The sequence below is a fragment of the Psychrobacter sp. ER1 genome, assembly GCF_048631835.1.
Lineage (GTDB): Bacteria > Pseudomonadota > Gammaproteobacteria > Pseudomonadales > Moraxellaceae > Psychrobacter.
This window is the reverse complement of sequence record NZ_CP184640.1, coordinates 2825804-2845406: the sequence shown is the minus strand read 5'-3', so window position 1 is coordinate 2845406 and position 19603 is coordinate 2825804. Positions and strand designations below refer to the sequence as shown.

Below are 19603 nucleotides of genomic sequence, written 5' to 3'. Positions count from 1 at the left end.
AACAAAATAGGCAGGTCATAATAAATGTGTAAGTTGGCCTTAATATATTTTTAAATGCTTGAATCTATCAATTAAGTAAAGTATTGTATTGAATTATTACAAATAACTACCAGATTGTACACTTAATATAAGGTATAGAGCTAGTGAGGCTATTTACTTCCAAAAGTCGACATTTGATTGGCGTGGATATTTGTGCCACTTCAGTAAAGTTGGTTGACATACAGCGTCAGCAAGGCATGTTTCACCTAAAATCTTATGGTATTGAAAGACTACCGGAAGGTATCGTGGTTGATAAGATTCTAGTGGATACAGAAGCTGCCGGTAATATTATAACGAGCTTGGCAAGACGCTGCCAAGTCGCAGGTAGCAATGCTGCGACCGCTGTTTCTGGCTCTGCAGTGATTACTAAAATCATTGATATGGATATGACACTTAGCGATGTAGAGCGTGAGGCGCAAATACGTTTGGATGCTGACCAGTATGTGCCTTATCCATTAGAAGACGTCAATCTAGATTTTGAAGTATTAGGACCGTCTTTAGTTAGTGAAGATATGGTTCAGGTATTGCTTGCTGCTTCTCGCTCAGAGAACGTTGACCAGCGTGTCGATGCTTTAGCCTTTGGTGGACTACAAACGAAAGTCATGGATATCGAATCTCATGCAATCGAGCGTGCGTTTGGATTGATGGTAGATAGTCTACCAAATGTACCCGAACTAGTAGCATTGGTAGATATCGGCCATAATCAGACCACATTATATATTGCCAAGAATGGCGAGTTTATTTATAGTCGTGAGCAGTTATTTGGCGGTGCTCAGCTGACCGAGGCAATACAAAATCGCTATGGCCTATCAGCAGAAGAAGCGACACTAAGCAAACGCGAACGTACCTTACCTGATGATTACTATCCTGAAGTAATGACCCCTTTTATAGAAAATACCATTCAACAAATCACTCGCTCTTTACAGTTTTATTTCTCATCAAGTCAATATAGCAGTATCGATCATGTAGTGCTTGCAGGAGGCAGCAGTTCTATTGCAGGTCTCGCTGGTATGGCACAACAAAAGCTGGGTGTAACTGTCAGTGTTGCCAACCCTTTTACCAATATGACTATTGCACCAAATATCGATAATGAGCAACTGGCGGTTGATGCGCCAAGCTTAATGGCTGCATGCGGTCTTGCGTTAAGGAGCTTTGACTAATGGCTCGTATTAACCTTTTACCTTGGCGACAAGAAGAGCGTGAACGTCGTAACAAAGAGTTTATGACATTGATAGTGGCGGTGACATTACTGACACTATTAGCAGCTTTTGCTTCATGGAGTTATTTTAATAATGAACTTGATGAGCAGCTTGATGCCAACGCATTGATCGAACAAGAAAATACTCGCTTAGACACCGCATTGACCGAGATCGACAGTTTAGAGCAGCGCCGTGAAGACATTATTTCACGCATGCAAGTCATTCAAGACTTGCAGGGGCGACGTCCTGTGCCTGTACGTTTATGGGATGATTTGGCAAAAGCTATTCCACCAGCACTTTATCTAAATAACCTTAAACGTGAAGGCGATACGCTAACTTTGACAGGCTTAGCGGACAATCCAAATATTGTGTCCAGTCTGATTCGTAACCTTGATAACAGTAAATGGATGGGCAACTCAGCAGTAAGTAACATTCAACAGAATATTAGCGCTTATGAGGCTGCTCCAGCCCTCAATAATACGGTTAATACTGGTGAGCAGGCGCGCCCCGTTTATCCTGAAGACAGTTACGTACAGTTTGTAGTAACGACTAGAGTACAATCGGAAACTCCGACTGCTGCTGATACCGATACTGGTCTAGGAGGTGCGTTATGAAGCTTATCCGCAAAAAGAGCCTCTCTAAAACCAAAAATCTGCTTTAAAGCCAAAAAAGCAATTCGATTTAAATGAGTTTCGCCGTAGTTTTGAGTCGCTAGATTCAGAAAACTATGGCAGTTGGCCATTACCTGTAAAGGTGACAGTGATTGGTCTTATCATTACCTTCATCGCAGCGTTGTCATGGGCATTACCCATCAGCAGCAAAATTGACGAGATTAATGCGGCTGAAAGCCAGCAGCAGACCTTGCTCGATAGTTACCGCGAAAAAGAGTCGCGCGCTCGTCATTTGAAAGCGTATCAAGCGCAAGTTGTCCAAATGGAAACTGAGTTTAATACTTTGTTGGATCAGTTGCCAAAAGATACGCGTGTGTCAGAATTGGTAGAAGGCATAAACATGACAGGCGTTGGTAGCAATATCCGTTTTCAGGATATTTCAGTAGAGCCCGAAATTGAAAATGAATTCTTTATTGAACAGCCAATACGTATCGCAGCTTTGGGTGAATACCATCAGTTTGGTAGCTTTATCAGTGGTCTTGCTGCACTGCCTCGAATTATTACGATGCATGATTTTGAAGTCAGCAATCCGAAGCCTACGTTGGACGTTTTGCCAGAGCTTAACTTAGTATTGCAAACTAAGACTTATCGCTCTAAAGAAGCGGCTCCTGAAGGTGATGCCGCCGCCGCTACTGATACAAATGCAGGAGGCAACTAATGAGTATTCAAAGAATGCCCATGCTATTGGTCTTAAGTGTCGCTGTTTTATCTATGACTGGGTGTAGTGACCGTATAGGTATGGCAGAGCAGGCAATGACCGATATCCGTAATCAGCCTGCACAGCCTATTGAGCCGCCGCCTAAAGCCGAGCTGGTAGAGGATTTTGTATATAGCGCTAGCTCGCAGCGTAGTCCATTTTTACCACCGAGTTTAGTCAATGTACAAAGCCCGACCACTCCTATAGATGGTGTACGACCAGATATCAACAGAATCAAAGAACCGCTTGAGCAGTATGAATTGTCGCAATTGGTCTTCCGAGGTGTGGTGATTTCGCCCGAAGGTCAGCGATATGCATTGATACAACGTCCTGACGGTTCGGTTGCCAGTGTTAAAGTAGGCGATTATCTTGGATTGAATGACGGCCGTATTGTTGAAATCACGCCGACCCAGGTTAACTTGATTGAAATTGTGCCAGATAGCCGCGCAGGGTTTGTAGAAAAACCCCAGTCGCTGGTATCCCCTATAAGCTAAGTCGGCAGATTTTTTGAGGAATAAATAATGACAGTACGCAATAACAAGGTAATGATGATGAGCAACCGCATGTCTTCTGCTTTTGCCATTTCAGCACTGGCAGTCAGTATGGTGGCTGTGACTAATAGTACTCATGCTGCACAGCGCATCGACAATGTCTCTGTAGTACAGACCGCACCTGCAGTGACGCAAATGCGTTTGGGGTTTACAGGATTGCCAGTATTGCCTGCAGCCTATCAGCTTGATGATCCTAGTCGCTTAGTCCTAGATTTCGAACAAGTACAGAATGGGCTTGCTAGCCGCTTTAACGAATATAATATCGGTGCGATCAATGACGTTACGACGCTAAGCAGTGACAGTACCACGCGCCTCATCGTTGGTTTAAAAGAGTCAGGCAATTATACAACAGCGATTGAAGGCAATGATTTATTGCTAACCATCACTGACCCTAATCGTCCCGTCATTACCAGCGACCCGATTCAAGATGTGCTCAATAACAATAATAGTATGACAACGACTGCAGTCGTTACGCCTATTGTTGAGAGCTCTACTGTACCAGTGGTACCTGTACGTACCACGAGCAAGGTTGTCGTGAAGAACGAAGTACCAGCTGATACGATGGTGGTCAGAGTCAATCCGCTTTTGAACCCTCAATTGGCCGCTTCACAAGTAAGCAAGCAGTATAGTTATGATGGGCTAAGCGCAGTCAATTTTTCAGCAGGTAACGATGGTGGCGGTAACGTCAGTATGGTACTGGCTAACGAAGCCATTCCAGTAGATGTGCAGCGCCAAGGTAATAAACTTGTCGTACGTTTGACTGGTAGTACGGTTCCGAGAAACTTACTGCGCCGATTGAATATTAATAGTGGTCTTGTTGGTAGTATTGATACCAAAAACCAAGGACAGAATGGCGTCGTCACCATTAACATGAATGACGATTATGAGTATCAAGCCTACCAATCAGGTAACCAGTTAAATATTGGTATTAAAAAGCCTGAGCTGTTACGTGAGCCGACGCTGGAAGAAAGAGTCTATAGTGGCGAACCGCTATCTATGGAATTCCAAGATGTTGAGGTTCGTAGTGTCTTAGATATTTTGGCGCAGTTTACTGAGATGAATATCGTGGCAAGTGATTCCGTTGCTGGTAATATCACTTTGCGTTTGATTAATGTTCCTTGGGATCAAGCCCTCGATATTATTTTGAAAAGCAAAAACTTAGGCAAGCGTGAAAATGGTAATGTGATTTTGGTTGCGCCTTCTACTGAGCTGGCTGAGCAAGAAGCACGTGAACTAGAAGCGCAGCAAGCTGTTCAATCTTACGCACCTCTGCGTACTGAGTATATTCGTTTAAGCTATGCAAAAGCACAAGATGTCTTAACCCTTATTTCGCAAGGTAGCGGCGCGACTGGTAATAGTAGTGGCCTCGCAAATCGTGAGGATAATAATACGTTGTTATCCAATCGTGGGACGGTAACGGTTGATGAACGTACCAATACTTTGATTATCAAAGACGTTGCCGACAGTATCGAAAACATCCATAAATTAATCAGCAAAATTGATATTCCTGTTCGCCAAGTTATGATCGAAGCACGTATTGTTAGTGCAACTGATAGCTTCAGTAAAGAGATTGGTGTTCGTTGGGGTATCTTGTCAAATGGTGCAGCCAACAACCGCAGTTTATTGGTTGGCGGTAGCGATCAAACCTTATGGGATTTGAAAGATTTTGATGTAGAGACGACGACCGTAAATGGTCAGACCGTTTCTTATCCTTCTTATGACATTAGTCGTCCTGATAACTTAAACGTCGACTTAGGCGTTTCTAACCCAGCGGGTAGTATTGCCTTTGGTTTGCTCAGTATGTCTGACGTAATGCTCGATCTTGAGTTGTCAGCACTACAGGCGGACAACCGTGGTGAAGTTATTTCTACACCTAAGATTTTAACCGCAGACAAGCAAACTGCAAAAGTCTCTTCTGGTACTCAGATTCCGTATCAGGAAGCATCAGCCAGTGGTGCGACGACAACCAGCTTTAGAGAGGCAGCATTAAGTCTAGAAGCGACACCAAATATCACGCCTGATGGTAAAATTGGTTTGCAATTAGTCATTACCAACGGCACGCCAACTATCATCAATAATCAGGTTGCCATCTCTGAGGATTCCATATCAACCAATGTTATTATTGAAGATGGTCAGACAGTGGTATTAGGCGGCGTCTTCAAAAACCGTACCGGTAACGAAGTAACGAAGGTTCCTTTCTTAGGTGATTTGCCTTATATCGGTCGTGCTTTCCGTAAAGATGTACGAAGCAACAACAAAGAAGAGCTACTTATTTTCGTAACTCCAAAGCTTATTAATGATGGTACGAGTCGTCTGAACTAATCATAAATTGTTTAGCTAGTTACTAAAAAAAGTAAGCCATAGTGCTTGCTTTTTTATGCGCGAAATTAGTGGTTTTAGCGTTGTAATACCTATGTATGTACCGATGAATGATGCACTCTAAATTTTACTCACAATAATCACGGCTCATTACTAGCCAGAATAACAATGACGTTGTATCATACCTAATTTAGCTGAGTAAGTATTATGGGGCAGGAATTACCGTCGGTGTTTTTAGTGGGTCCGATGGGAGCAGGGAAGACGACAATCGGAAAACTGCTTGCCAAGCAGTTAGGTCGCACTTTTGTAGACAGCGATTGGTATATTGAATCGCAGACGGGTGCCGACATTGCTTGGATATTTGCTAAAGAAGGTGAAGCAGGTTTCCGTGAGCGTGAAACGCGTGCCATTGATGAATTGACCCAAAACTCTCAAACCGTATTGGCGACCGGTGGCGGTGCAGTCATGTGTGCTGAAAACCGAGAGTTCCTAAAACAGCGTGGCATCGTCGTTTATCTTAATGCACCGGTCGAGGTACAGCTAGCACGTACCTCTAAAGACAAGTCTCGACCATTATTGCAGCAGCCTAATCCTAGAAAAATACTGCAAGAGTTATACAGTGCTCGCGATCCACTCTATCGCCAAGTCGCCCATATTATTATGCCTACTGGTCACACGTACCCACGCCATATGGTCAATCAATTGATGCAGCAGTTAGAATCATTCGTCGATTGCACTACAGGCTCATCGGCGCACCAAGAAGACTAGTAATAGACTGGCAACTACGATATTGATATGCAGACTCAATTACTTTTACCTCATTAGAAATGCTTTAGGAGTATCACATGGTAATGCCGTTTCATGATGGCCTAATAGTTCAGACGCAAAGTCATGATTATCCTATTGTCATTACTGAACAATCTACGACTGAACATAGCAGTATGGCGAAGCAAATCACGCCTTATATCAGTGGCCGTCAGGTTTTGATTGTCACTAATGACACTGTGGCACCTTTATACTTAAAAGTATTAGAAGATGAGCTAGCAGAGCAGTTTGTGGTAAAGGTGTGCGTACTGCCAGATGGTGAACAATACAAAAATCAGGCAAGTATTGATCAGATTTATGATGCGCTAATGACAGAACACTTCAATCGTGATGTGACACTTGTCGCCCTTGGCGGCGGTGTAGTCGGAGATATGACTGGTTTTGCTGCTGCCAGCTTTATGCGTGGTGTCAATTTTATTCAAATTCCAACGACGCTATTGTCACAAGTGGATTCTAGTGTTGGTGGTAAAACAGGTATCAATCATCCGCAAGGTAAAAATATGATTGGTGCTTTTTGGCAGCCGCAAATGGTGCTTGCTGATATGAGTACGCTTAAGACACTGCCTGCGCGTGAGCTATCTGCTGGAGTAGCTGAGATTATTAAATATGCCCTTATCATGGATGAGGCCTTTTTAACGTGGCTTGAAGCAAACTTACCTGCAATGATGGCGCTTGACTTGGCAGTACTTGGTGAAGCTGTAAAGCGCTGCTGTCAGTACAAAGCCGATGTAGTGGCACAAGACGAAAGAGAGTCCGGTGTGCGCGCGCTATTGAACTTTGGTCATACTTTTGGTCATGTGATTGAAACACATGAAGGCTATGGCAATTGGTTACATGGCGAAGCAGTAGCGGCTGGCATGGTACAAGCAGCTGAGCTATCGCAAAAAATTGGCTGGTTAACTGATGATGAAGTTGTACGTATTAAGCGTGTTTTAGAATTGGCAAACTTACCTATTACGCCACCAGCTATCGATGTAGACACTGCTTTAGATTTAATGGGACACGATAAAAAGGTGAAACACGGACAAATCCGCCTAATTTTGTTAAAATCAATTGGCGATGCGGTAATGACTAATGAGTTTGACAGCCAGTTATTGCACGAAGTTTTGTCAAAACATAGCGCGTAACGTCTCAAGAATTATCGTTTATATATTTATACTAAAATCTCGTACTTATAGCCAACTGGTTAGCTGTACCTCTGTTTGAATAAGCATTTATATTATGCTGTAAAACATGTGTTTACCAAGGACCGCCTCATGGCAACATCAAAAACAAAAACGCGTACTGCTAGCCAATCATACAGTCGTCAAGCACTGATTTGGCTAATAGTGACCCTACTTTTAGGGGTGGTCACAGCGTTAGTATGGATGTTTAGTCAAACGCCAGCCATGGGTGCCAAAATTGAGAATGCACCAATATCAGCGCCAGAGATTTTGAATGAAGAGTTTGAGCAACCACTAAAAGTCGAATCGCTACATGAGTTAGATACGGATGTACAACCGATTAACTTTGATGCAACGATTCGAGATTTGCGCGATTATCCTGATGAGTTTAAAGACAAGCGTTATCTGCTAGCTAACAAAGGCAAATGGACTGTTCAAGTAATGAATGTCTCTGAAAATGATGTGATTGTTAGTTACTTAGAAGGCCGTCAAGATCGCGATAAATTTGCTTATTTCCGTTATCTTGATGATGAAAAACAAGTCCGTTATATGCTGACTTATGGGATTATGAGTAGCCCGCAAGAAGCAGTAGGAGCCGCAAAGCTAATAGACTTTAAGTTACCTACAAACGTACGTGTACTGCCAGAAGAGATTAATCGGTATGTCAGTATCATTGATAATTATGAGCGTCCTGATCCAGTAAAAGATCTAAGTACAAAACGTACACGTGCCGTCGATTTAAAACCTACCAAGCGTGAAGTGCCTGCTCGTTTGCAAGAAGAAGCTGATGATGCCGCTGCTCAAGCAGCCAGTGCTAACAGTAATGGAGGTAACCAAGAAAGCGCTAATAGTAGCACCACTCAAGAGAGTATTCGTCAGTCGGTAGATACTTCTGCTACGTTATCTGTTAGCGAAGAGCGTACAGCTGGTGGGGAGACGCAGACAATATCTGAAGCATCGCCAAAAGAAGAAAACAACACAAGTAAGCCTGCGCCAGAAAACAAAAAAGCCTGCGGCACCGGCGGAGAACTCTACTAGTAAGAAGCCACCAGTCGTGCCAACGCCTAAACCCCCTAGTAGCACAAACAATAATTCAAATGCTAATGGTAAAAGTGCTAACGCTAATCCTCCCAAGAGTAATAGCGATAGTATAAAAGCGCTAATAGAAGACAAGAGTAATTAGTTTTTGTCTGATTAATTAAACCCACTAGCTATTTGGTTAGTGGGTTTTTTAGCGTTATACGAAATCATTCCATCGTCATAATAAGCGGTAAGCTACTACTGATAAGTATTATCAAAGCCTTTTGCTAAATGTCATTTATATGGTTTACATTAAAATTTTAATAGTAGTTTTATTTGTCTCATAACCAATAGTAATAAGTCCTCTTACAATTTATGGCTGATGAATCGATAGAAAAGACTAGATTTTTCGACAATCATTAACTAATATAACTGTGGGCGACGTTCTGTATAGTTATCGTAAAAAATGTCTATTTAACAACTATTTAGTAGTTTTTTCGTGGTTTTTAGAGTTCTTTACTAAATATTATTGTCTCAAGTACGGTTACTTACTATCCATAATTAGGTTATCGTAAGTGACGCAACCTCTCTTATTGTCACTCTTTTTAGGGTAAACAAAGTGCTTGAATACAGAGCGTCAGATATTCAAGATAAACAAGTGCACCGTTATTAAGTCATTGTATGCTTAGCTCTAAATGCTAGACATGACAACATAACAAATGATGCTTAAATGAATGGCATTAGATATCACTGATTGAGTAACTGGCATTTAAGGGCGTAGATTCTCCCGTTGCCAAGGGCTGCTACTTACTGTCTTTTGATACACGGACCACATGTCAAGACATCAGCTAATGACCAGGAGGGTCAAGGGTTTTACTTTCTCTTAGAGTATGATGTCTATCGAGCATTGCACTATTTGCTAATTCGAACACACGAATATCCACTATCAGCCCGTTCTGCTTACGGGTACCAACTTATACTCCGCATTGGAAATGTAAGTTGCCCGTCTACTTAAAAGGACAAGCTATGTCAATGATTTCCTCACAAACACACCTGGCCACGCCAGATGATTTTTCTGATAATTGCGGTTTTGGCCTAATTGCCCATATTGAGGGTGAAGCGAGCCATGATTTGGTAAAAACTGCCATTCATAGTTTAAGTTGTATGACACATCGCGGCGGTGTTGCTGCTGACGGTAGAACTGGTGATGGTTGTGGCTTACTATTAGCGACGCCTACCGATTTCTTTAAACAGATTGCTGACGAGCAGCAATTTGCCATTAAGGACAACTTTGCTGTCGGTATGGTGTTCGTTAATTTAGATAGCGATAAAGCCAAGCATAGCCAACAAGTATTGAGCGATGAGATTACCGCCCAAGGATTAGAAGTGGCTGGCTGGCGCAATGTACCACTTGACTTGAGTATTGTTGGTGAAATTGGTCGTGAGACATTGCCAGACTTTAAGCAAGTGTTCGTTAATGCGCCAGATGACTTGGCAGCTGATGACTTCAACCGTAAGCTATTTGTTGCACGCAAAAAAGCAGAGCAGCGTTTGACGGATGATGATCTATTTTACGTTTGCTCATTGAGTTGTCAGACCATTATTTATAAAGGCTTGGTAATGCCTTCAGATTTGCCAGCGTTTTTCTTGGATTTGCAAGATGAGCGTTTGGCGTCACATATCGTAGTCTTCCATCAGCGTTTCTCAACCAATACCTTACCGCGCTGGCCACTGGCACAGCCATTCCGCTATCTTGCGCACAATGGTGAGCTAAATACCATTACAGGTAACCGCAACTGGTCTAAAGCCCGTACGCCAAAGCTAAAATCAGACAAGCTGCCTAACTTGAATGAGCTGACACCACTTGTAAATAGTACCGGCTCTGATTCATCAAGCTTAGATAACATGCTCGAAGTGCTTATGTCTGGTGGTATGAATCTGTTCCATGCGATGTCTATCTTGGTACCGCCAGCGTGGCAAAATGTTGATAGCATGGATATGGATCTGCGTGCATTTTATGAGTTTTACTCACAGCATATGGAAGCGTGGGACGGTCCAGCAGGTCTAGTCATTCAAGATGGACGCTATGCGGTCTGTATGCTCGATAGAAACGGTCTGCGCCCGTCACGTTGGGTAACCACCAAGAATGGCTATATCACTGTTGCATCAGAAGTTGGCGTTTGGGATTATGAGCCACAAGACGTACTGGCAAAAGGTCGCGTTGGACCTGGTCAAATGCTGGTCATTGATACGTTGACTGGTCAAATTCTAGATACGACAGCTATTGCAACTTTACTAAAAACGGCGCATCCATATCGCAAATGGTTGCGTGAAGAAGCAACGCGTGTTCGTGATGATGAACGTCTAGAAGAGACATTGGCAACGCAAGCGTGCCGCGGTGATAAGCTAAAAGCGCTACAAAAAATGTATCACATCACCAATGAAGAGCGCACAGAAATCATTCGCCCTAATGCTGAAAATGGTCAAGAACCAGTCGGCTCAATGGGTGACGATACGCCAATGGCTGTACTGTCGCAGCAAATTCGCCATGTCGGTGACTTCTTCCGTCAGCAGTTTGCACAGGTGACTAATCCGCCAATCGATCCATTACGTGAATCTATCGTGATGTCGTTGCAGACTTGTTTAGGCGCTGAGACTAACGTATTTGCGCCATCTGCGAGAGATGCGCATCGTATTATTTTGTCATCGCCAGTATTGTCAGCCAGCAAAATGCAGCAGCTTGAAACCTTGGATGATCCAGCGTTCAAGATGGCTCGTATTGATCTAAACTATGACCGTACTCTAGAGCTATCTGATGCTATCGTGGCTATTTGTGAGCAAGTGGCAGATAACATTCGCTCAGGTAATACGTTGATTGTCTTGTCTGATAAAGATATCGATGCAGACAAAGTACCCGCTAATGCCATTATGGTGACTGGTGCTGTGCATCATTATCTAATCGCGCAAGGTATCCGTACTGATGCTAATTTAATCATTGAGACAGGTCTTGCTCGTGACTCGCATCAAATAGCGGTATTGATTGGCTTTGGTGCAACTTGTGTATATCCATATCTGGCATATGATGTCATTGATGATTTGGTCGCGACTGGTGAGCTACTTGGCGACCCAATTCAAGCCCGTGTTAATTTCCGCAAAGGCTTAGATAAAGGTTTGCTAAAAATCTTATCAAAAATGGGTATCTCTACCATTGTGTCGTATCGCGGTGCGCAGCTGTTTGAAGCAGTTGGTCTGTCTGAAGAAGTCGTGAGCCTATGTTTTAAAGGTGTACAAAGCCGTATCAAAGGCGCTACCTTTGCAGATCTTGCCGCTGACCAAGCGCAACTGGCTGCCAACGCATTTAAGCGTCGTGCGCCACTAGATCAGGGCGGTTTGCTCAAATTTGTCTTCAATAAAGAGTACCATGCCTTTAACCCTGACGTGATCAACAGCCTGCATACGGCAGTACGTACGGGCGATTATGAGAATTATCAGAATTATGCCAATCTAGTCAATAGCCGCCCAGTGGCGACCTTACGTGACTTGTTGCAACTAAAGACTGACAACAGTATCGATGTCGATGATGTTGAAGATATCTCTGAGATTTTGACGCGTTTTGACTCAGCTGGCATGTCACTAGGTGCGCTGTCTCCTGAGGCGCATGAATCGATTGCAATGGCGATGAATACTATCGGTGGACGTTCAAACTCTGGTGAGGGCGGTGAAGATCCTGCGCGTTATGGCACATTGCGCAACTCAAAGATCAAGCAAGTGGCCTCTGGTCGTTTTGGGGTGACACCTGCATATCTGCGCTCAGCAGAAGTGATGCAGATTAAGGTCGCTCAAGGCGCAAAACCGGGCGAGGGTGGTCAGCTACCTGGTGGTAAAGTGAATGCGTTGATTGCGCGCTTGCGTTATTCGGTGCCAGGCGTGACCTTGATTTCACCGCCGCCGCATCATGATATTTACTCTATCGAAGATCTGGCGCAGCTGATTTTTGATTTGAAGCAAGTCAATCCAGATGCATTGGTATCCGTTAAATTGGTGTCGCGTCCGGGTGTTGGTACGATCGCGACAGGCGTTGCAAAAGCCTATGCCGATTTGATTACGATCTCAGGTTATGATGGTGGTACAGCAGCATCTCCGCTATCGTCTATCCATCATGCAGGCTCGCCATGGGAGCTAGGTTTGGCTGAGACTCACCAGTCTCTACGAGTGAATGGGTTACGTGATAAGGTACGTGTCCAGACTGACGGTGGTCTAAAAACAGGACTGGATGTAGTAAAAGCTGCTATCTTGGGTGCAGAGAGCTTTGGCTTTGGTACTACGCCGATGATTGCGGTTGGTTGTAAGTACCTTCGTATCTGTCATTTAAATAATTGTCCAACAGGGGTTGCTACCCAAAAAGCCAAGCTGCGTGATGAGCATTTCATTGGCGAAGCAGAAATGCTGATTAACTTCTTTAAGTTTGTCGCGACCGAAACACGTGAATGGTTGGCAGCGCTAGGTGTTCGTAGTATGGAAGAGCTGGTTGGTCGTACTGACTTGCTTGATATCTTAGAAGGTAATACGGATAAGCAGCGTCATCTTGATTTAACGCCATTGCTATTTAGTCACCCAGCCAGCGTAGGCAAAGCACAAACTTGTCAGGTTGAGCGTAATGAGCCGTTTGATAAAGGTTTGCTTGCTGAGCAGATGATTAGCGATATGCTTGTGAACATTTGCAAAGGGGCAGGCGGCGACTATAGCTATTTCGTTGGTAACTGTGACCGCTCTATCGGTGCTCGTATTTCTGGTGAGATTGCGCAAGTCTGGGGCAACCTTGGCATGAGCGATATGCCAATTAAGCTTCGTCTAACTGGTACCGCAGGACAAAGTTTGGGCGTGTGGAACGCTGGCGGTTTAAATATCGAGCTTGAAGGCGACGCCAATGACTATGTGGGTAAAGGTATGGCAGGCGGTGAGATCGTTATTTATCCGCCGAAAGACTCAAACTTTATAGCACAAGAAACGGCCATCATTGGTAATACCTGTCTCTATGGTGCAACTGGCGGTAAGCTATATGCTGCCGGTACAGCAGGTGAGCGTTTTGGCGTTCGTAACTCTGGTGCACATGCAGTCATCGAAGGCACAGGCGACCATTGCTGTGAATATATGACGGGCGGTATTGTCACGATTCTTGGCCGTACTGGACTCAACTTCGGTGCTGGTATGACGGGTGGTTTTGCGTATGTACTCGATATGGAAGGCGACTTCTTTGACCGTTGCAACCATGAGCTAATCGATCTAAACCGTATTTCGAGCGAGCAAACAGAAGAGCATCGCATTCATTTGCAACAAGTGATAGAAGCTCATGTAGATAAAACAGGCAGTGCATGGGGTCAGACAATTCTGAACGACTTTGAGCACTATGTTCGTAAGTTCTATTTGGTTAAGCCAAAAGCGGCGAACATTGCAAGCCTTCTTAAAACTACCATGGCCGACCCACAATAGCCGATACGTAACTGCCTATCGTATCAATGGAATGCATTGATGGATTGTATTGATGGATCGGCAGTCGCTTTAATCAGGTTAGCCAGCGTTCCGTTTTTAGAGACGTTTTAACTCACAGGTTTTCAGCAGGTACGTGACAGCAGTGATATATGTCTTAGATTTTAGACAAACCAAACATCGCTGACTGTCGCCACCCACTGCAAAAGAGCCTTATATACAAGAGATAGCACCATGGCAAAACGCTTAGAAAATAACTTCCAGTTTTTAGATGTACCAAGATTTGATCCAACCAAAAAGACATTGCAACGCGTTCAACAGAGTTTGTTGAAATTTATAAACCTTTCGAAAACGAAGCTGTTGCTCAGCAAGCGCATCGTTGTCTTGAGTGTGGTAACCCTTACTGCGAGTGGAAATGCCCAGTACACAACTATATCCCTAACTGGCTAAAACTGGCCACAGAAGGCCAGATATTTCAGGCAGCTGAATTGTGCCACCGTACCAATACCTTGCCTGAAGTGTGCGGACGAGTTTGCCCGCAAGATCGTCTGTGTGAAGGCGCTTGTACGTTAAATGATGGTTTTGGCGCAGTGACCATTGGTAATGTCGAAAAGTACATTAACGATACCGCGTTTGCACTTGGCTGGCGTCCAGATATGTCTGAAGTCGTTTGGACAGATAAAAAAGTCGCTATCATTGGCGCAGGGCCAGCAGGTCTGGGTTGCGCAGATATCTTGGTCAGAAATGGTGTAAAACCAGTGGTTTTTGATAAGCGTCCTGAGATTGGCGGCTTACTAACTTTTGGTATTCCTGAGTTCAAAATGGAAAAAGATGTCATGCGCAATCGCCGTGTGATCTTTGAAGACATGGGTATCGAATTCCGTTTAGAGACAGAGATTGGTACAGACGTCACCATTGATGAGCTATTGGCTGAGTATGACGCAGTGTTTATGGGTATGGGTACATACACCTATATGCGCGGCGGCTTCGCTGGTGAAGAGCTGACAGGCGTCTACGATGCACTAGATTACCTGATTGCCAACGTGAACCGTTGCAATGACTGGGAAAAAGACGCTGAAGAGTACATCGACTTTAAAGGTAAAAAGGTGGTTGTACTTGGTGGCGGCGATACAGCAATGGACTGTAACCGTACCAGTATCCGTCAAGGCGCCGAAAAAGTAGTTTGTGCTTATCGCCGTGACGAAGAAAACATGCCAGGTTCACGCCGTGAAGTGGTCAATGCTCGCGAGGAAGGCGTCGAGTTCTTATTTAATCGTCAGCCAACCGAAATCATCGGCTTAAATGGTAAAGTTAACGGCGTAAAAGTTGTTACTACTCAGTTAGGCGCACCAGACAACCGTGGTCGTCAACGCCCTGAGCCAATTCCTAATTCTGAAGAGATCATTCCATGTGATGCAGTCATCATGGCCTTTGGTTTTAGACCAAGTCCTGCTGATTGGTTTGAGTCTCAGCAAGTGGGGATGGACAGCTCTGGTCGCGTACTAGCAGCCGAAAAGCAAACCTTTAAATTCCAGACTCAAAATCCTAAAATCTTCGCTGGTGGCGATATGGTGCGTGGTTCTGACTTGGTTGTGACCGCGATTTGGGAAGGCCGCGAAGCTGCGGAAGGCATTTTAGACTACCTAGAAGTGTAATACGCTAGCGCAATAGACTATTACTCATTAATACTGACGCAGTTCTCAATGAATAGTTTGATAAGTCATTTGATAAATAATCTTCAATAGCGTAGATTTCAATATAGTGTGCTAGGATATTTTTATAATGCCTTTTACCTGTGAATAATAGGTAAAAGGCGTTATTTTTTGCCCGTCATTTTGCTGATAGAATATCCATTTATACTTACCCTTAGTTATTGATGTTTTTTAATAATACTTTATTAAAATGTCTCACTTAAATATTCCATCCAAAAAGAGTAGCCTTGCGTGAAATCCACCCTTTATCAGCGTATTACTGCTCCATTTGTCGAACCCTATGTTCGCTACCAACATGCAGATATTTTACATGCCATACGCCTAGGTACGGCTGTGATACTGGCTTTATTGGTAAATAAAATCACCAACCTTCCGCACGGTGAATGGACGACCATTACAGTATTTATTATTCTAGGGTTATTGCAATACCAAGGCGCTATTTATACTAAGGCAAAAGAGCGCGTGATTGGTACTTTGTTAGGTATTGGTACTGCGCTTGGGGTGTTATGGTTTAATCAGAACGCAGGCGCATGGCTATGGGTGGACTATGCGCTCATTGGTCTGCTCAGCGGCATCATTGGCTATTTAGCCGTCAGACAGCTTGGGTATACAGGGCTGCTAACGGGTATCACTATGTTGATGATTGTCTCTGATTTAGGCAATAGTAGCATTGGTCAAGATGGTATCTACCGTGCCTTAAATATCTTACTGGGGACAGGCGTTTCGGTAGCAGTGACGCTAATTTTGCCGCTCAAATCAACGTTGATGTGGCGGTTCTTATTGAGTAGTAACCTTGACGCTTGTAGTAGTCTCTATGCAGGCGTAGGTCATCATATTGACGCAACGGATGGAGTAGTGGACGACTCTGTTCAAAAGTTAAACCCAGTAACTTTTCCTGTTAAGGAAATACCCGTTGATAGAGCGTTGGTCACAGCGTTACAACAGATCAATAAACGTCTGCTGGCTGTGCGACCACATATCGCGGCGACAGCAAGTGAGTCAGGTATTGAAAAGGAAACGCTAGAGACGATTCAACGTACCCACCGTAATATCATTGGGACGATTGATTTACTGTTAAGTGCGGCACCGCGCTTGGCAAATATCGAAATTGATGAAGAAAACCATGTTTTATTGGTACATTATCAGCATGAGCTAACCCAAGCGATGCAGCATATGGCAGCGGTGTTACGTAGTCCAAGCGATGAAGTATTTCGACCCATTACTCGTATTGCTGTCTCGGAGTATCCAAGCGTACAGCACCTAGCATTTGAGTGGCAGGGCTATTTCTGGTTGACACAAACCTTGCAGACTCAGTTGCAGCAGCTGAGTGATTTACTACAAACATCGAAGCCGCATTGGTTTGCTGCATCCGGTCTGGGCTATCAACGCCGCGAGCAGCGCCGAATGAAAGAGCAGGGCGGCGAGACGGATTTACATTTATAGCGCAAAAAAACGCTGACCATTTAGGATCAGCGTTTTTATTTTTCAAAGACTACTTTATTCTAAAATGCTAAATTAAAACTATTAACGACCAGTCTTTAGCTTATCCCAGTACTGTTGATACACTTGCAACGCCTCATCGCCCACATCTTCTTGGAACTCAGCTTTTGCTAAGACTTCTTTAGAAGGATAAATCGTTGGATTGTTTTGGACGCTCTCATCCATCAGCTCACGCGCTGCTATGTTTGGTGATGCGTAGCCGATCTCTTCGCTGACGATTTTTGCATTTTCAGGACGCAATAAGTAATCAATAAATTTATGTGCTGCATCAACTTGCTTGGCATTTTTTGGAATGACAAAGTTGTCCATCCACAAGATAGCGCCTTCGGTTGGATACTTATAAACCAAGCTGGTCAGGCCTTCGTCATTGGCCATGACTGCTTCACCATTCCATGTCATACCAAGCGCAGTCTCACCTTCGATATATGGCATACGTGTCGCATCAGAGTTAAAAGTTTTGACGTTTGGCATCAACGTAGTGAGCTTATCGTAAGCGGCTTCGATTTCGTCAGGATTGCTACTGTTACCTGAGTAGCCAAGAGTCAGCAGTGCCATACCAAAGACTTCACGCACGTCATTAGTCAGCATCACCTGACCCTTATACTTAGGATCCCATAGGTCATTCCAGCTATTGACAGTTTTCGGATCGACACTGTCACCGTTAATGGCGAGACCGGTGCTGCCCCACATATAAGGGATAGAGTATTTGTTATCAGGATCGACTTTGGTATTAGTGAATGAGGTATCAAGGTTTTTGAAATTGCTCAGTTTTGATTTATCTAGCTCTTGTAGTAGTCCTTCTTTCGCCATCTTTTCGACATAATAAGTCGATGGAATGGCTAAGTCATACTGGCTCGAATCATCCAATAGTTTGAGCTTGGCATACATGGCTTCGTTAGAGTCAAATGTGGTGTAATTAACTGAGATGCCAGTCTCTTCTTCAAAGCCATCTAAAATCTCTTGCGGCATATATTCCGACCAGTTGTAAAGGTTCAGCGTCTCATTGCTCGCCGCAGCACTGCCATCCGCTGCATTGTCAGAGTTGCTACAACTGGCAAGCACCAAGCCGACAGCTGCTGCTAATAATGCTTTTGGCACTATACGACCGACACTAGCCGAGGTGTGAGTAGTGGGATGGGACGATGATAAATGGGTCAAAATATTTCTCCTAAATAAAAATAATGCAAATCAGAAAAATTCAATAAAAAAGCCAAAAAGATAAAAGCCTAATAAGGCCAATAAAACTATTATGGTCATTAATTTGTACAATTTAAAGGGTTGTTATTAAGGTAATACTTAATAATACTAATAAAAATAGCCAGTTGGGCTAATGAGATGGGTAGTAAACTAACTTAGTGACAGCTAATTCTGAGTAGAATTGCTAGCGAGCTGCTAACGTCGAATCGAAAAAGATAGTATATAACCATGCTATGCTTGGCGCAGGCCGAAGTATGACGAACATCATTTAAGCAGATATCAACCTTTGGCTCTAAGACACCAACCATACCATAATAATAAGGGATACAGCACAATGACCGAAAGTACCTCAACTCAAAATGCCTTGAATAAAAGCCACTCAGTTATACCGGCATTGCTTACGGATAAAGTTGCCATAGTCACTGGTGCCAGTCGTGGGCTTGGTGCACAGATTGCACAGCAAATGGCAGCAGCAGGCGCTATCGTTTGCGTCAACTACCTCAATAGTAAAGAGGCTGCTGAGGCAGTAGTGGCTGATATCATCGCGACAGGTGGCCAAGCATTTGCTTATCAGGCGGATGTGACCGATCTTGAGCAAGTACAAGCCATGGCAGCTGAAGTCATCACTCGTCATGGTCGTATCGATATATTGGTCAATAATGCCTTGCCAAGTTATCAGTTCAATCCAAGCGCTGCGTACACTAGTATTGAAACAGTAAGGTGGTCGCACTTTTCGCAACAAATGGACGGTATCGTCAAGGGCGCAGTCAATACAGTGCAAGCAGTGTTGCCGCAAATGAAAGCGCAGCAAGTAGGTAAAATTATTAACATCTCAACCAATCTTGTCTACAACCCAGTGGTTACCTATTATGATTACACCACGGCTAAATCAGCATTGATTGGACTGACCCGCAACCTAGCGAGCGAGCTTGGACAGTATGGTATTCGGGTTAATTTGCTAGCAGGTGGCTTATTAAAAACCACCGACGCAAGCAGCTTAACCACTGAAGAGGTATTTGACTATATCGCGACTACGACGCCGCTGCGCCAAGCGAATTCGGTAGCTGACTTTGCCAATTCAGTATTGCTCATGGCATCTGATTTGAGCATGGCTATTACTGGACAATCTATCGCTGTCGATGGTGGCTTAACCATGCCTTAATTGAGGCCTTAACTGACGCCTTAACGCTATATTAAATTTGTAGAAGAAAAAATGATCGTCA

At 43.9% G+C, this 19603-nt stretch carries 12 protein-coding genes and 1 pseudogene; 12 read left to right on the top strand and 1 reads right to left on the bottom strand.

Features of this window, described 5'->3' with window-relative positions; genetic code table 11:
* Positions 1-143 precede the first annotated feature (143 nt).
* From pilM to ACOBWA_RS13200, 11 genes and pseudogenes are all read left to right on the top strand, one after another.
* Entirely contained in the window at positions 144-1199 is a 1056-nt protein-coding gene (pilM, locus tag ACOBWA_RS13250) for a type IV pilus assembly protein PilM (RefSeq protein WP_420229628.1), read from the top strand.
* Positions 1199-1852, top strand: a complete 654-nt coding sequence (locus ACOBWA_RS13245; RefSeq protein WP_165598122.1) for a PilN domain-containing protein — start codon at positions 1199-1201, stop codon at positions 1850-1852. Before pilM ends, ACOBWA_RS13245 begins: the two co-directional genes overlap by 1 nt.
* Positions 1853-1997: 145 nt before the next feature.
* Complete coding sequence (locus tag ACOBWA_RS13240) at positions 1998-2567, top strand: type 4a pilus biogenesis protein PilO (RefSeq protein WP_420229627.1); 570 nt, start codon at positions 1998-2000, stop codon at positions 2565-2567.
* The gene (locus tag ACOBWA_RS13235; RefSeq protein ID WP_420229626.1) at positions 2567-3100 is read left to right on the top strand and encodes a pilus assembly protein PilP; all 534 of its coding nucleotides are present in this window, start codon (positions 2567-2569) and stop codon (positions 3098-3100) included. Before ACOBWA_RS13240 ends, ACOBWA_RS13235 begins: the two co-directional genes overlap by 1 nt.
* A gap of 27 nt (positions 3101-3127) precedes the next feature.
* Complete coding sequence (gene pilQ / locus ACOBWA_RS13230; RefSeq protein ID WP_420229625.1) at positions 3128-5479, top strand: type IV pilus secretin PilQ; 2352 nt, start codon at positions 3128-3130, stop codon at positions 5477-5479.
* 204 nt (positions 5480-5683) lie between these two features.
* A complete protein-coding gene (aroK, locus tag ACOBWA_RS13225; protein ID WP_420229624.1) occupies positions 5684-6244 on the top strand; it encodes a shikimate kinase AroK in 561 nt (186 codons plus the stop codon).
* A gap of 77 nt (positions 6245-6321) precedes the next feature.
* Positions 6322-7428 carry a 3-dehydroquinate synthase gene (gene aroB, locus ACOBWA_RS13220; protein ID WP_420229623.1) on the top strand — a complete coding sequence of 369 codons (1107 nt, stop codon included), beginning with the start codon at positions 6322-6324 and terminating at the stop codon, positions 7426-7428.
* Positions 7429-7557: 129 nt separating this feature from the next.
* Complete coding sequence (locus ACOBWA_RS13215; protein ID WP_420229622.1) at positions 7558-8502, top strand: hypothetical protein; 945 nt, start codon at positions 7558-7560, stop codon at positions 8500-8502.
* Between the two features lie 1008 nt (positions 8503-9510).
* The gene (gene gltB, locus ACOBWA_RS13210; protein WP_420229621.1) at positions 9511-13974 is read left to right on the top strand and encodes a glutamate synthase large subunit; all 4464 of its coding nucleotides are present in this window, start codon (positions 9511-9513) and stop codon (positions 13972-13974) included.
* Positions 13975-14205: 231 nt separating this feature from the next.
* Positions 14206-15626, top strand: a pseudogene (locus tag ACOBWA_RS13205) (glutamate synthase subunit beta).
* A 288-nt stretch (positions 15627-15914) separates the two neighbouring features.
* On the top strand, positions 15915-17126 hold the full coding sequence (locus tag ACOBWA_RS13200) for an FUSC family protein (RefSeq protein ID WP_420229620.1): 1212 nt from the start codon (positions 15915-15917) through the stop codon (positions 17124-17126).
* Between the two features lie 81 nt (positions 17127-17207).
* Here ACOBWA_RS13200 and ACOBWA_RS13195 read toward each other — a convergent pair whose 3' ends face one another.
* On the bottom strand, positions 17208-18341 hold the full coding sequence (locus ACOBWA_RS13195; protein ID WP_057761690.1) for an ABC transporter substrate-binding protein: 1134 nt from the start codon (positions 18339-18341) through the stop codon (positions 17208-17210).
* A gap of 373 nt (positions 18342-18714) precedes the next feature.
* On the opposite strand from ACOBWA_RS13195, the gene ACOBWA_RS13190 reads away from it, so the two are divergent.
* Positions 18715-19542 (top strand): 3-oxoacyl-ACP reductase, encoded by an 828-nt coding sequence (locus ACOBWA_RS13190; protein WP_420229619.1) that lies wholly within the window; start codon positions 18715-18717, stop codon positions 19540-19542.
* Positions 19543-19603 lie beyond the last annotated feature (61 nt).

Bases quoted from the DNA above. Each gene is read 5' to 3' on its own strand.
- ACOBWA_RS13245 (WP_165598122.1), top strand. From the start codon at position 1,199: ATGGCTCGTATTAACCTTTTACCTTGGCGACAAGAAGAGCGTGAACGT.
- ACOBWA_RS13235 (WP_420229626.1), top strand. From the start codon at position 2,567: ATGAGTATTCAAAGAATGCCCATGCTATTGGTCTTAAGTGTCGCTGTT.
- pilQ (WP_420229625.1), top strand. From the start codon at position 3,128: ATGACAGTACGCAATAACAAGGTAATGATGATGAGCAACCGCATGTCT.
- aroK (WP_420229624.1), top strand. From the start codon at position 5,684: ATGGGGCAGGAATTACCGTCGGTGTTTTTAGTGGGTCCGATGGGAGCA.
- aroB (WP_420229623.1), top strand. From the start codon at position 6,322: ATGGTAATGCCGTTTCATGATGGCCTAATAGTTCAGACGCAAAGTCAT.
- ACOBWA_RS13215 (WP_420229622.1), top strand. From the start codon at position 7,558: ATGGCAACATCAAAAACAAAAACGCGTACTGCTAGCCAATCATACAGT.
- gltB (WP_420229621.1), top strand. From the start codon at position 9,511: ATGTCAATGATTTCCTCACAAACACACCTGGCCACGCCAGATGATTTT.
- ACOBWA_RS13190 (WP_420229619.1), top strand. From the start codon at position 18,715: ATGACCGAAAGTACCTCAACTCAAAATGCCTTGAATAAAAGCCACTCA.